This window comes from Brevundimonas sp. (assembly GCF_035626535.1).
In the GTDB taxonomy this organism is placed as follows: domain Bacteria; phylum Pseudomonadota; class Alphaproteobacteria; order Caulobacterales; family Caulobacteraceae; genus Brevundimonas.
Map to the genome: position 1 here is coordinate 1 of NZ_DASPNO010000071.1, position 14,138 is coordinate 14,138.

Consider the following 14,138-nt stretch of genomic DNA (forward strand, 5'->3'; position numbering starts at 1 on the left):
CGATTTGGTCGACCAGGCCGGAGAAGACCTCGCGCTCGGGCGCGACCAGGGAGAAGTGCAGCTTCTCGGCCATCAGGCGGCTTCCGCAGCCATGCGCTCGGCCTTCTCGACCGCCTCCTCGATGGCGCCGACCATGTAGAAGGCGCCTTCCGGCAGGTGGTCGTACTCGCCGTCGCAGATGGCCTTGAACGAGCGGATGGTGTCCTTCAGTTCGACGAACTTGCCGGGCTGGTTGGTGAACTGCTCGGCGACGAAGAAGGGCTGCGACAGGAAGCGCTGGATCTTGCGGGCGCGGGCCACGATCAGCTTGTCCTCTTCCGACAGCTCGTCCATGCCCAGGATGGCGATGATGTCCTTCAGCGCCTTGTACTGCTGCAGGATCTCCTGGGTGCGGCGGGCGACCTGGTAGTGCTCCTCGCCGATCACCAGCGGATCCATGATGCGCGAGGTGGAGTCGAGCGGGTCCACGGCCGGGAAGATGGCCTGGGCGGCGATGTCGCGCGACAGCACGGTGGTGGCGTCGAGGTGGGCGAACGAGGCGGCCGGCGCCGGGTCGGTCAGGTCGTCGGCGGGCACGTAGATGGCCTGCACCGAGGTGATCGAGCCCTTCTTGGTCGAGGTGATGCGCTCCTGCAGGTTGCCCATCTCGGTGGCCAGCGTCGGCTGGTAGCCTACGGCCGACGGGATGCGGCCCAGCAGCGCCGACACTTCCGAACCCGCCTGGGTGAAGCGGAAGATGTTGTCGACGAACAGCAGCACGTCCTTGCCTTCCTCGTCGCGGAAGTACTCGGCCTGGGCCAGGCCGGTCAGGGCGACGCGGGCGCGGGCGCCGGGCGGCTCGTTCATCTGGCCGTAGACGAGGGCGCACTTGGAGCCTTCGGTCGAGCCGTTGTTCTTCGAGGGATCGACGTTGACGTTGGACTCGATCATCTCGTGGTACAGGTCGTTGCCTTCGCGGGTGCGCTCGCCCACGCCGGCCAGGACCGAGTAACCGCCGTACGCCTTGGCGATGTTGTTGATCAGCTCCTGCATGGTCACGGTCTTGCCGACGCCGGCGCCGCCGAACAGGCCGATCTTGCCGCCTTTGGTGTAGGGGCAGATCAGGTCGATGACCTTGATCCCGGTGACGAGGATTTCCGACGAGGTCGACTGCTCCTCGAAGCTCGGCGCCTCACGGTGGATCGGGCGGTACATCTGGGTCTTGATCGGGCCGGCCTCGTCGATCGGCGCGCCGACGACGTTCATGATCCGGCCGAGCGTGCCCGGTCCGACCGGGGCCAGGATCGAGGTGCCCGTATCGGTCACCGGCTGGCCGCGGGTCAGGCCCTCGGTGGTGTCCATGGCGATGGTGCGGACCATGTTCTCGCCGAGGTGCTGGGCGACTTCCAGCACCAGGCGGAAGGGCTCGCCCGTCTTCTGGTCGACGTTGGTCGTTTCCAGCGCGTTCAGGATCGCCGGCAGCTGGCCGTCGAACTCGACGTCGACGACGGCGCCGATGACCTGGGCGATCTTGCCCGTGCCGGTGCCGGCGGTGACCACGGCGTTGCCGGTGGCGGCGGCGGCCCTGGGCGCCTTGGGAGCGGCCGGCTTGCGGGTCGCGGTCTTCTTGGGAGCGGTGGTGTCGGTCATCGGTGCGGGTCCGTTGTCGTCTTGTGCGGTCAGGTTCAGATCAGAGGGCTTCGGCGCCGGAGATGATCTCGATCAGCTCCTTGGTGATCTGCGCCTGGCGGGATCGGTTGTATTGCAGGGTGAGGGCGGAAATCATGTCGCCGGCGTTGCGCGTGGCGGCGTCCATGGCGCCCATCTGGGCCCCGTAGAAACCGGCCTGGTTCTCGTAGAGCGAGGCCAGGATCTGGGTCGTGATGTTGCGCGGCAGCAGGGTGTCGAGGATCTCTTCCTCGGACGGTTCGTAGTCGTAAACGGCGCCGTTCAGGTCGATCGGCGCGGCCCCGCCTTCGACCACAGCCGGGATCAGCTGCTTGGCGGTCGGGACCTGCGAGATCACCGACTTGAACTGGCTGTAGAACAGGGTGACCACGTCGGCGCGGCCGTTCTCGAATTCGTCGGCGATCAGCTCGGCGATCGGCTGGGCCGAGGGCAGGCCGATGGTCTTGTGCTCCGACAGCTCGAAGGTGCGGACGATCTTGTCGCCGTACATCCGGGTCAGCTGGTCGCGCGACTTGCGGCCCACGGCGATGACGCGGACGTCCTTGCCGTCGGCTATCAGGCCGTTGATGCGCTCGCGGGCGGCGCGGATGATGTTCGACGAGAAGCCGCCGGCCAGACCCTTGTCGGACGAGGCCACCACGATCAGGTGGCGCTGGTCCGAGCCGGTGCCGGCCAGAAGCTTCGGCGCGCCGTCGCCCGACACGCCGGCCGCCAGATTGGCGATGACGGCCGCCATGCGCGAGGCGTAGGGCCGGGCCGCGACGGCCTGGTCCTGGGCGCGTTTCAGCTTGGCCGCGGCGACCATCTGCATGGCTTTCGTGATCTTCTGCGTGGCTTTCACGCTTCCGATCCGATTGCGCATTTCCTTGAGGCTGGCCATTCGGGCTGCTCTTTCTAGTCCCTACAGGTCAGATCAGGCGAAGGTCTTGGCGAAGGCTTCGATGGCGGCCTTCAGCTCGGTTTCCAGCTCGGGGGTCAGCGCCTTCTTGGTGCGGATGCCGTCGAGGATGGAGGCGTGGGCCGAGTGCAGGCGGGCCAGCAGTTCGCTCTCGAAGCGCTGGATGTCGCCGATGGCCACGTTGTCGAGATAGCCGCGCGTGCCGGCGTAGACCGAGACGACCTGCTCCTCGACGGTCAGCGGCGAGTATTGCGGCTGCTTCAGCAGCTCCGTCAGGCGCGCGCCGCGGGCGAGCAGCTTCTGGGTCGAGGCGTCGAGGTCCGAACCGAACTTGGCGAAGGCGGCCATTTCCCGGTACTGGGCCAGCTCGCCCTTGATGGAGCCGGCGACCTGCTTCATCGCCTTGATCTGGGCCGACGAGCCCACGCGCGACACCGAGATGCCGACGTTCACGGCCGGACGGATGCCCTGGTAGAACAGGTCGGACTCGAGGAAGATCTGGCCGTCGGTGATCGAGATGACGTTGGTCGGGATGTAGGCCGAAACGTCGTTGGCCTGGGTCTCGATCAGCGGCAGGGCGGTCATCGAGCCGGCGCCGTTCTCCTCGTTCAGCTTGGCGGAACGCTCCAGCAGGCGCGAGTGCAGGTAGAAGACGTCGCCCGGATAGGCTTCGCGGCCCGGCGGACGGCGCAGCAGCAGCGACATCTGGCGGTAGGCCACGGCCTGTTTGGACAGGTCGTCATAGACGATCAGGGCGTGCATGCCGTTGTCGCGGAAGAACTCGCCCATGGCCGTGCCCGAGAACGGGGCCAGGAACTGCAGCGGGGCCGGCTCCGACGCCGTGGCGGCGACGACGATGGTGTAGTCCAGGGCGCCGCGCTCCTCGAGCGTCTTGACGATCTGGGCCACGGTCGAGCGCTTCTGGCCGATGGCGACGTAGATGCAGTACAGCTTCTCGCCCTCGCCCGAGGCGGCGGCGTTGGTGGCCTTCTGGTTCAGGATGGTGTCGACGGCGACGGCGGTCTTGCCGACCTGACGGTCGCCGATGATCAGCTCGCGCTGGCCGCGGCCGATCGGGATCAGGGTGTCGATGGCCTTCAGGCCGGTCTGCATCGGCTCGTGCACCGACTTGCGCGGGATGATGCCCGGAGCCTTGACGTCGACGCGGCGGCGCTCGGTGAACTGGATCGGGCCCTTGCCGTCGATCGGCTCGCCCAGCGGGTTGACGACACGGCCCAGCAGGCCCTTGCCGACCGGCACGTCGACGATCTCGCCCAGACGGCGGACTTCGTCGCCCTCGGCGATCTGGTTGTCCTGGCCGAAGATCACGACGCCGACGTTGTCGCGCTCGAGGTTCAGGGCCATGCCCTTCACGCCGGCCTTCGGGAATTCGATCATCTCGCCGGCCTGGACGTTGTCCAAACCGTGGATGCGGGCGATGCCGTCGCCGACCGACAGCACCTGGCCGACGTCCGAGACGTCCGCTTCCACGCCGAAATTGGCGATCTGCGACTTGAGGATGGCCGAGATTTCGGCGGCGCGGATGTCCATTTGGATCTCTCTGTCTTCGTCTCTTGGTGCGCCCCGGTCCGAGGACCGGTCGCCGTCGTGGGTTAGGCGCGCTTGAGCGCGAATTTCATCTGGTCGAGCTTGGTCTTCAGCGAGGCGTCGAACAGCTTCGACCCCACCTTGACCTTCAGACCGCCCAGGATCGTCGGATCGACGCGGGCGGTCATTTCCGGATCCTTGCCCAGCGAGGCGCGCAGGGCGGACTGGATGGATTTCATCTGGGCGGCGCTCAGGGCCTGGGCCGAGACGACCTCGGCGGCCACGACGCCCGTCTTCTTCGCGTACAGCGCTTCAAAGCCCGCGATCACGCCAGGCAGGTCGCGCGAACGGCCGTTCTGGCCCAGCAGGCCGAGGAAGTTGCGCGTCACGCCGTTGAACTTCGCCGCCTCGGCGATGGCTGTGAGACCCTTCTGCTGGTCTTCGGCGGCGATCACCGGCGAGGTGGCCAGACGGCGCAGGTCGGCGCTGTCGTTCCACGCGGCGCGCAGCGACTTCAGATCGGCCCGCACGGCGTCGAGGACGCCCGTCTCGTCAGCGAGGTCGAACAGCGCCTGTGCATAGCGCTCGCCGACTTCCGTCGTCCTGTAATCGTCAGCCACTGTATGGTCCGCGCGGGTTAGCGTTCGGGTTGGCGACCGGCGGCGGAGTGCGCACCGGTCAAAGGCCTGAAATGCTTGAAGAAAGCACGCCGGTGAAACGTCTTGCGACGCGTCCTCCGGCTCAGCCGGGCGCCTGATAGCACCGTAACCCCCCGACCGCAACCGAGGCAGGCCGCCGCAGCGTAACGCGAATTGAGGTGCCGACGCGCGGCCCGCAGGCGGAGATTGAGGGACCATGACCCTCGCCCGCCTCCTCTCCGCCTTCCTCCTCGTCGCCGCCCTCTCGCTGGCCCGGCCGGCCCTCGCGGCCCACGATCCCGCCTCGTTCCGGGTGATGAGCTACAATATCCGCTTCGACGGGCCGTCGGACAATCCGCCGTGGAGCGAGCGCAGCCCGCACATGGCCGACCAGATCGCCTTCCTCGATCCCGACCTGCTGGGCCTGCAGGAGGCGCAGCCGCATCAGGTGCGATATCTGGCGGCGCGGATGCCCGGATACGACCACTACGGCCTCGGCCGCGACGACGGCGTCTCGGGCGAGGCCGCGACCCTGTTCTGGAAGCGTGACCGCTACGAGCAGGTGCTGGCCGAGACCCTGTGGTGTTCGCCGACTCCGGCAGTTCCGTCGAAGGGCTGGGACGCCGCCTACCCGCGCACCGTCACCCGGGTGCTGCTGCGCGACCGCCGCGACGGCCGGCTGCTGGACGTCCGCAACACCCATTTCGACCACGTCGGCGTCGTGGCCCGCGAGCAGTGCGCGGAACTGGTCTCCAGCCTCGCCCCGGCGGAGGCAGACGGCGCGCGGGCCGAGGTCGTGCTGATGGGCGACTTCAACACCGGGCCCGACACCGCGCCGTATCGCCGCATCCTCGCCTCAGGCCTGCGCGACGCCCGGGCGATCAGCCCGATCGATTTCGGCCCCGCCGGCACCTTCAACGCCTTCGACATCGCCAACGACAACGCGGGCGTCGCCATCGACCACGTCTTCGTCGGCCCCGGCCTCGCCGTCGAGCGCTTCGCCGTGCCGACCGACTCCTTCGGCGGCCGGGTCATCTCGGACCATTTCCCGGTGGTGGCGGACCTGATCCCGGCCGCCCCCTGATGTCGCGGCGCAAATCCGACGCTTGATCGGAACGCCGCGCCCGCCTAGCGATTTCCGCTCAAGCTTTTCGATCGGGACGCCCGCATGTTCGACTCCATCATCCCCCTCCTGTCAGACCCCGCCGCCTGGCTGGCCCTGGTGACGCTGATCGTCATGGAAGTGGTGCTGGGCATCGACAATCTGGTCTTCATCTCGATCCTGTCGAACAAGTTGCCGGTCGAGCAGCGCGCCCGCGTGCGTCGCCTCGGCATCGGCCTGGCGCTCGTCATGCGCCTCGGCCTGCTGGCCACCATCGGATTCATCGTCGCCCTGACCGCTCCGGTCTTCGATCTCGGCTTCCAGGGCCCCATCGAGCACGGCGCCCCCCTGTTCGAGACCTCGTTCAGCTGGCGCGACCTGATCCTGATCGCCGGTGGCCTGTTCCTGCTCTGGAAGGCGACCAAGGAAATCCACCACACCGTCGATCCGACGCCGTCCGATCACGACCTGCTCGACAAGAAGTCCGTGGTCATCAACAACGCCGGTGCCGCCATCTTCCAGATCATCCTGCTCGACCTGGTCTTCTCGGTGGACTCCATTCTGACGGCCGTCGGCATGACCGATCACGTGCCGATCATGATGATCGCCGTCATCGTCGCGGTCACCGTCATGCTGCTGGCCGCGACGCCGCTGGCCAACTTCATCGAGAAGAACCCGACCGTGGTCATGCTGGCCCTCGGCTTCCTGCTGATGATCGGCATGGTGCTGATCGCCGACGGTTTCGGCGTGCATGTGCCCAAGGGCTACATCTACACCGCCATGGCCTTTTCCGGCATCGTCGAGGGCCTCAACATGATGGGCCGCCGCTCCGCCGCGAAGAAGGCGGCGGCGCTGGAAGCCCGTCAGGCCCAGCTCAACAAGAGCGAAACCGCAGAACCGGGGGTCTGACGTTCACCTCCCCATGGGCGAAGGCCGATGGGGAGGTGGCCGGGCGCTCTGCCGGCAATCCGCGGAATTATTGTCCGACAGCGCGGAAAACCTCCCGCCTTTCCAGACACATCGCCTTTTCTCGGAGCGATCTTCCCGCCGCACAAACCGGCGGGCGTATAATGCGTCGTTCGCCGACTCGCCGGTCTTTGACAATCGCATCCCCGCCGCACCGCCCGAGGCGCGCCGATGTAGACTCTGCCGATTCTGCCACTGCAAATTTAGGCTGACCCGGCGCCGACTCTGCCGACTCTGCCACACCAAATTTTTCGGGGTTTCACCCGGGTGAAACCCGCCCTACAGAAAGCTGTACGGGTCCACGTCCACGTTCAGCCGCACGCTCGCCGGGACCTTCACCCGCGCCAGCCAGGCCCGGAGGAACCCCTGCAGGTCCACGTCCCGGTCGGCGCGGACCAGCAGCCGCTTGCGCCGCCGCCCCCGCACCAGCGCCAGCGGCGCGTCGGCGGGCCCATAGACCTCCAGCCGTTCGGCGTTGGGGATCGACCCGGCCAGCTCCCGGGCCACCTTCTCCACCGCCGCCGCGTTCTCGCCCGACAGGATGATCGCCGCCAGCCGGCCGTGCGGCGGCAGGGACGCCGCCTCGCGCTCGGCCATCTCCGCCGCGACGAAGGCGTCGCGGTCGCCCGCCGCCAGCGCCTGCAGCACCGGATGCTCCGGCGTCCAGGTCTGCAGTATGGCCCGACCCGGCTTCTCGGCCCGCCCCGCCCGTCCGGTCGCCTGCGTCAACAGTTGAAACGTCCGCTCGGCGGCCCTGAGATCGCCGCCCCTCAGGCCGAGGTCGGCGTCGACCACCCCGACCAGCGTCAGGTGCGGGAAATTGTGCCCCTTCGCCGCCGCCTGGGTGGCCACCAGGATGTCGATCTCGCCGTCCGCCATCCGCTGGATCAGCGCCCGCGCCGACTTGCCGTCGGGCACGGTGTCCGAGCTGAACACCGCCGTCCGCGCCTGCGGGAACAGCTGGCGCACCTCCTCCTCGACGCGCTCGACGCCGGGCCCGACCGAGACCAGCGAATCCTCCGCCCCGCACGACGGACAGTGCTTCGGCCGCGGCATGGTGAAGCCGGTCAGGTGGCAGACCAGCCGTCCGGTGTAGCGGTGCTCGACCAGCCAGCTGTCGGTGTCGGGGGCCGTCAGCCGGTGCCCGCAGGCCCGGCACAGCACCACCGGCGCATAGCCCCGACGGTTGAGGAACAGCAGGGTCTGGTCGCCCCGCGTCAATGTCTCCCCGATCGCCTCTCTCAATGGTTGAGACAGCCAGGTCTGCGGATCGGGCGGGCTCTGCCTCAGGTCCAGCAGCGAGATCTCCGGCAGCACCGCCGCCCCGTGCCGCGCCTCCAGCTTCAACCAGCCGTAACGGCCCTGATGGGCGTTCCACAGCGTCTCCAGCGACGGCGTGGCCGAGGCCAGCACCACCGTCGCCCCCTCGATCCGCGCCCGGGCCACGGCGAGGTCGCGGCCGTGATAGACCAGCCCCTCCTCCTGCTTGAACGAGCCGTCGTGTTCCTCGTCGACCACCACCAGCCGCAGCTTGGCGTAGGGCAGGAACAGGGCCGACCGCGCTCCCACCACGATGTTGCAGCGCCCCGCGACCACCGCCTCCCAGACCTGCCGCCGCCGGGGCGGGGCGACGCCCGAATGCCACTCCGCCGGGGCCGCCCCGAACCGCGCGGCGATCCGCTCGATCAACGATTGAGTGAGGGCGATCTCGGGCAGCAGGATCAGCACCTGCGCCGTCGGGTCCGCCTTCAGCGTCCGCGCCGCCGCCTCCAGATAGGCCTCGGTTTTGCCCGATCCGGTCACCCCGTCCAGCAGGAAGGGCGCGAACCCGCCCCCGGCCGTGGCCTCGGCGATCGCCGCCGCCGCCGCCGCCTGATCCGCGTTCAGCCTCGCCGGCGCATGATCCGGATCGGGCGCATCGAAGGCCGCCACCGCCTCGATCTCTACCCCCTCCAGCACCCCCTCATCCAGCAGGCCCTTGACCACGCCCGACGACACCCCGGCCGCCCGCGCCAGATCGGGCCCCGGCATGGACCGCTCGCCCAGCGCCTCCAGCACCGCCGTTCGCGCCGCCGTCAGCTTGGCCGGAACCCGGTCCCCGACGCGCCGCACCCGCCGCTCCGGCCGCGGCCGCGGCGCCCGCAGTCCCTTCAGCGCCGCCGAGGCCATCTCGCCCGGCGCGCTCAGCGTCCAGCGCGCCGCCCACTCCACGAAGTCCACCGTCCGCTCCGGCAGGCGCGGATCGTCCAGCACCTGTTCCACCGCCTTCAGCCGCCGGTTCGACCCCGTCGTCTCGCGCACCTCGGCCACCACGCCGCGCATCAGCCGCGGCCCGAGCGGCACGGCGACCTGATCGCCACGCGCGAGCGCCATCGCCTCCGGGACCTCGTAGTCGAAGGCCTCCGGCACCGGCAGCGGAATGAGGACCGATGCGACTTTCATATCCTCCCCCACCGGGGGAGGGGGACCATCCGAAGGATGGTGGAGGGGGCGCTTTGGGCTCGCGCTCCGGCGCTCATGGCGCTAAAGACCCCCGCCATGAAACTCTTCCTCGACACCGCCGACGTCGCCGTCATCAAGGACATGGTCCCCACCGGAATGGTGGACGGCGTCACCACCAATCCCTCGCTGATCGCCAAATCCGGTCGCAACATCGCTGAGGTCATCGCCGAGATTTGCGCCCTCGTCGAGGGTCCGATCTCCGCCGAGGCCGTGGCGACCGATTTTGAGACTATGGTCCGCGAGGGCGACAAGCTCGCCGCCATCGCCCCCAACGTGGTCGTCAAACTGCCCCTGACCTGGGACGGGCTCCGCGCCACCCGCGCCTTCGCCGACAAGGGCGTCAGGACCAACGTCACCCTGTGCTTCTCCGCCGCCCAGGCCATGCTGGCCGCCAAGGCCGGCGCGACCTTCGTCTCGCCCTTCGTCGGCCGGCTGGAAGACCACGGCGCCGACGGCATCGGCCTGCTGGAGGAAATCCGGGTGCTGTTCGACACCCACGACTTCACCACCGAGATTCTCGCCGCCAGCCTGCGCAACCCGGGCCACGTCTCGGCCGCGGCCATCGCCGGCGCCGACGCCTCGACCATCCCGGCCGACGTTTTCAAGGCCCTGGTCAAACACCCGTTAACCGACAAGGGGCTTGATGCCTTCCTGGCGGACTGGGGCAAGACCGGCCAGTCCATTCTGTAGTTCGCCTCGAGGAGAGGTCTGTGAGCGTTTTGCCTGACCTCTCTTCGGACCCTTCCGAGCCGCACTGGCCGGAAATCCGCGCCTGGCTGCAGGCCAATCCGCAGACCCTGCTCGACGACCGCTCCCTGCTCGAGGAGATCGGCCTCAAGCCGCACGGCCGCAACGTCGTCGAGTTCGGCCGCGCCGCCCTGACCCGGCTCGAGGAAGCCGCCGAACGCGAGGCCGACGCCCGCAAACGCATCGAGGCCGTGGCCCGCGCCAATTTCGCCGCCCAGACCCAGACCCACGTCGCCGCCCTGGACCTGATGGAGGCGCGCAACGCCTCCGACCTCGCCCGCCGCCTCGACGCGGTGGCGCAAGGGCGGTTCGGCCTCGCCGGGGCCGCCATCGCGCTGGAGAAGCCCGGAACGGTGCCGTTTGGCTGGCGGTCGCTGGAGGCCGGCGGCGTCGACAAGCTGCTCGGCGAGCACGGCCTGACCTGGCTGGGCCCGAATTTCGACGGCCTCAACCTGTTCGGCGCGGCCGGGGAGGAGGTGAAGTCCGTCGCCCTGATCCGCATGTCGCCTGTCTTTCCCGGCGACGACGCCGGCGCCCGCCCCGCCCTGTGCGCCTTCGGTTCCCCCGAGGAAGACGGCTTCACCCCGACCATGGGCTGCGAACTGGTCGCCTTCATCGCCCGGGTGGTCGAGCGCACGGCCGAACGATGGCCCATCCTCAGCTGACCGCCGACGAGGCCCTGGCCGCCTGGCTGGAGCATCTGGCCCACGAGCGCCGCCTGTCGCCCCGCACCCTCGAGGCCTACGGCCACATCGCCCGCCAGTATCTCGCCTTCCTCCAGCGCCACCGGGGCGAAACCCCTGACATGGCGGGGCTGGGAAGCGTCACCCCCGCGGAGCTGCGCGCCCACCTCGCCGAGCGCCGCCAAGGGGGGGCTCGAGGGGCCGACCGGCCGCTCAACGCCCGCTCGATCAGCCAGACCCTGTCCGCAATCCGCACCTTCCACGCCTTCCTTGATCGGCGCTGCGGCGTGCCCGCACCCCAGCTGGCCCTCGTCCGCGGCCCTCGCGTCAAGGCGTCCCTGCCCCGACCGGTCAGCGAGGATCAGGCCCGCGGCCTGATGCACGAAAGCGAAGCCGACCCCGACACCCAGCCGTGGGAGGCCGCCCGCGACCGCGCCGTCCTGACCCTGCTCTACGGCTGTGGCCTGCGCATCTCCGAGGGCCTGTCCCTGACGCGCGGCGACGCGCCTCTTCCCGAGGCGCTGCGCATCACCGGCAAGGGCGGCAAGACCCGGCTGGCCCCCGTGCTTCCCGCCGTCCGGGAAGCCGTCGACGCCTACCTCGCCCTGCAGCCCTTTCCTCTGGCGCCCGGCGACGCCCTGTTCCGCGCCCGCCGCGGCGGCCCGCTCAGCCCGCGCCATGTGCAGGCCACCGTGCAGCGCTTGCGCGGCCGCCTCGGCCTGCCCGCCAGCGCCACGCCGCACGCCCTGCGCCACAGCTTCGCCACCCACCTGCTCGGAGCCGGCGCTGACCTGCGCTCGATTCAGGAGCTGCTCGGCCACGCCAGCCTGTCCACGACCCAGAAATACACCGCCGTCGACGCCGCCCGCCTGCTCGACGCCTATGCATCGGCCCATCCCCGCGCCTAGACTGGTCCCGCAGAACGCGGGGAGGCGGCTCTGGCGGACCGTGCGATTCCGAACCTGAACCGTCGGACCGTGGCCCTGGGCATGGCCGGTCTGCTGGCGTCACCCTCCGGCGATGTGCTTGCGCAGGAACCGGAAGCGTCCGAACCCCGGCTGCTCGCCAACCTGCTGACCCGCATGGCCCTTCGCGTCACCGTCAACGGCCGCCGGGGTGCGCTGTTCGTGATCGACACCGGGGCCGGCCGCACCGTCATCGCCGAGGATCTGGCCCAATCCTGGAACCTGCCCGCCCGACCGCCGGTGCTGGTCCACGGCCTGACCGCGGCCCAGCTCGCCCCGACCGTCCACATCAACCGGCTCAGTTTCGGCGGGCGGCGCCTCCACGGCATCGAGGCGCCGGTCTTCCCGCGTCGGCTGCTCGCTGCCGACGGGCTGATGGGGCTGGACGTGCTCGGTCGCTTCCGGCTGGACCTGAACATCTCCGCCCGGCGCGTTCAGCTGACCCCTTCGGGTCCGGACGTGGTGGCGATCGGCTCGGCCGGTTATCGGGCCACGCGGCTGCCAGGCCACGAGCGGCCGGCCCGGCACGGCCGCTTCGGTACGCTGATCCTGCGCGGCTTCGCCGAAAACCGGGAGATCGACGTCTTTGTCGACACCGGCGCCCAGTATTCCATCGGCAACATGGCCCTGCTGGCCGCCGTGGGAGGCGATCCGGCGGGGCTGGAGCGGGTCACCGTCTATGGCGTCACCGGCCAGACTCTCGCCGCCGCCAGCGGTCAGGTCCGCGACCTGCGGCTCGGAACCCAGCGGCTGGGGCCCACGCCCCTGCTGTTCGCCGACCTGCACGCCTTCGAGGTGCTGGAGCTGGTCGGGCGTCCGGCCCTGCTGATCGGCGCCGACCTGCTTTACCGCTTCCGGGAGGTGACGCTCGACTTCGGCCGCTCGCGCATGGCTTTCAGAGGCCTGCGGAGACCCGCCGCCTAGGCCTGCATCGTCCAGTTGTCGACGCCCATGGCCGCCTGTTTGACGGCCTCCGAGCGGGTCGGATGCGGGTGGCAGATGCGAGCGATGTCCTCGGACGCGCCGCCAAAGGCCATGGCTACGCAGGCCTCGCCGATCATCTCGCCGGCCTGCGGCCCGAGGATGTGCACGCCGAGGATGCGATCGGTCGTCGCGTCGGCCAACACCTTCACGAAGCCCTCGGTTTCGTGGTTGATCTTGGCCCGGCTATTGGCGCTGAACGGGAATTTGCCGGACTTGTAGGCGACGCCCGCCTCCTTCAGCTGCTCCTCGGTCTTGCCGACCCAAGCCACTTCCGGGGCGGTGTAGACCACGCTCGGCACCAGGTCGTAGTCGACGTGCCCGGCCTTGCCGGCGATCAGCTCGATCACCGCCACGGCGTCTTCTTCCGCCTTGTGGGCCAGCATCGGCCCATGCGTGACGTCGCCGATGACCCACACGCCCTCAGCCACCTTGAAGTGATCGCCGGCCACGAAGCCGCGCTTGTCGGCTGTGACGCCGACCGTCTCCAGTCCCAGACCTTCGGTGTAGGGACGCCGGCCGATGGCGACGAGAACCACGTCGCCCTTCAGCGTTTCGGCCGCGCCGCCCGCCGCCGGCTCGATGGTCAGCTCGACGCCGTCTTTCGAGGTCTTCGCGCGGGTCACCTTCGACCCGAGCTTGAAGCTGATGCCCTGTTTGGTCAGGGCGCGCTGGAAGGCCTTGGCGACGTCGCTGTCCATGCCGGGGGTGATGCGGTCCAGATACTCCACCACCGTCACCTGCGCGCCCAGCCGGCGCCATACGGAGCCGAGCTCCAGCCCGATGATGCCGGCCCCGACCACGATCAGCTGCTTCGGCACGGCGGGCAGCGACAGGGCGCCGGTGGAATCCACGACCTTGCCGTCCTCGAAGGCCACGCCGGGCAGCGGCGTCGGCTCGGAGCCGGTGGCGATGACGATGTTCTTCGCGGCCAGCGTCGCCTTCGACCCGTCGGCGGCGGTGACCTCGACCTGGCCCGGGCCGGCGATCCGCCCGCGGCCCTTCACCCAGTCGACCTTGTTCTTCTTGAACAGGAATTCGATGCCCTTGGTCAGGGCCCCGACGCTGTCGGCCTTCTGGCCCATCATCTGCGCCAGGTTCAGCTTCGGCGTCCCAACCTCGATCCCGAGCGCCGGGAACTCCTTGACCGCCGCCTCGTACAGTTCCGAGGCGTGCAGCAGGGCCTTCGACGGCATGCAGCCGACGTTCAGGCAGGTGCCGCCCAGGGTGTCGCGCATCTCGACGCAGGCGGCCTTCAGCCCCAGCTGCCCGGCCCGGATGGCGGCGTTGTAGCCGCCCGGCCCGCCGCCGATGATGACGACGTCATACGCGGCGCTGGGGGAAGCGGCTTCGGCCATGGGGTCTCTCGTTCAGTGGGCGCGGGGGAGCGCGCGGAACCTAGCGGCGCGCCGGGGCGCGTCAACCGTCGGAACCGATATA

General features: G+C 69.4%; 12 protein-coding genes. 6 read left to right on the plus strand and 6 right to left on the minus strand.

Annotated elements, in window-relative coordinates:
- Positions 1-72: 72 nt before the first annotated feature.
- The 4 genes from atpD to VEC04_RS11150 form a co-directional block, all read right to left on the minus strand.
- Complete coding sequence (atpD, locus tag VEC04_RS11135; RefSeq protein ID WP_324776814.1) at positions 73-1,629, minus strand: F0F1 ATP synthase subunit beta; 1,557 nt, start codon at positions 1,627-1,629, stop codon at positions 73-75.
- 40 nt (positions 1,630-1,669) lie between these two features.
- Positions 1,670-2,548 carry a F0F1 ATP synthase subunit gamma gene (locus VEC04_RS11140; RefSeq protein ID WP_324776816.1) on the minus strand — a complete coding sequence of 293 codons (879 nt, stop codon included), beginning with the start codon at positions 2,546-2,548 and terminating at the stop codon, positions 1,670-1,672.
- Positions 2,549-2,581: 33 nt separating this feature from the next.
- The gene (atpA, locus tag VEC04_RS11145; protein WP_324776818.1) at positions 2,582-4,117 is read right to left on the minus strand and encodes a F0F1 ATP synthase subunit alpha; all 1,536 of its coding nucleotides are present in this window, start codon (positions 4,115-4,117) and stop codon (positions 2,582-2,584) included.
- Between the two features lie 62 nt (positions 4,118-4,179).
- On the minus strand, positions 4,180-4,734 hold the full coding sequence (locus VEC04_RS11150) for a F0F1 ATP synthase subunit delta (protein WP_324776820.1): 555 nt from the start codon (positions 4,732-4,734) through the stop codon (positions 4,180-4,182).
- A 235-nt stretch (positions 4,735-4,969) separates the two neighbouring features.
- On the opposite strand from VEC04_RS11150, the gene VEC04_RS11155 reads away from it, so the two are divergent.
- Positions 4,970-5,836: an endonuclease/exonuclease/phosphatase family protein gene (locus VEC04_RS11155; RefSeq protein WP_324776822.1), complete on the plus strand. Its 867-nt coding sequence runs from the start codon at positions 4,970-4,972 to the stop codon at positions 5,834-5,836.
- An 84-nt stretch (positions 5,837-5,920) separates the two neighbouring features.
- A complete protein-coding gene (locus VEC04_RS11160; RefSeq protein WP_324776824.1) occupies positions 5,921-6,763 on the plus strand; it encodes a TerC family protein in 843 nt (280 codons plus the stop codon).
- 336 nt (positions 6,764-7,099) lie between these two features.
- Here VEC04_RS11160 and VEC04_RS11165 read toward each other — a convergent pair whose 3' ends face one another.
- Positions 7,100-9,262 carry a primosomal protein N' gene (locus tag VEC04_RS11165; RefSeq protein ID WP_324776826.1) on the minus strand — a complete coding sequence of 721 codons (2,163 nt, stop codon included), beginning with the start codon at positions 9,260-9,262 and terminating at the stop codon, positions 7,100-7,102.
- Between the two features lie 96 nt (positions 9,263-9,358).
- Here VEC04_RS11165 and fsa point away from each other — a divergent pair, with 96 nt between their 5' ends.
- From fsa to VEC04_RS11185, 4 genes are all read left to right on the plus strand, one after another.
- Positions 9,359-10,012, plus strand: coding sequence for a fructose-6-phosphate aldolase (gene fsa, locus VEC04_RS11170; protein WP_324776828.1), 654 nt, complete (start codon positions 9,359-9,361; stop codon positions 10,010-10,012).
- Between the two features lie 20 nt (positions 10,013-10,032).
- Positions 10,033-10,734, plus strand: a complete 702-nt coding sequence (locus tag VEC04_RS11175) for a DUF484 family protein (RefSeq protein ID WP_324776830.1) — start codon at positions 10,033-10,035, stop codon at positions 10,732-10,734.
- Entirely contained in the window at positions 10,716-11,660 is a 945-nt protein-coding gene (locus tag VEC04_RS11180; RefSeq protein WP_324776832.1) for a tyrosine recombinase XerC, read from the plus strand. The genes VEC04_RS11175 and VEC04_RS11180 overlap by 19 nt, the downstream gene beginning before the upstream one ends.
- 69 nt (positions 11,661-11,729) lie before the next feature.
- Positions 11,730-12,641, plus strand: coding sequence for an aspartyl protease family protein (locus VEC04_RS11185; protein WP_324776834.1), 912 nt, complete (start codon positions 11,730-11,732; stop codon positions 12,639-12,641).
- Here the strand turns inward: VEC04_RS11185 and lpdA are convergent.
- A complete protein-coding gene (lpdA, locus tag VEC04_RS11190; RefSeq protein ID WP_324776836.1) occupies positions 12,638-14,056 on the minus strand; it encodes a dihydrolipoyl dehydrogenase in 1,419 nt (472 codons plus the stop codon). The two genes, VEC04_RS11185 and lpdA, sit on opposite strands and share 4 nt — an antisense overlap.
- Positions 14,057-14,138: the final 82 nt, after the last annotated feature.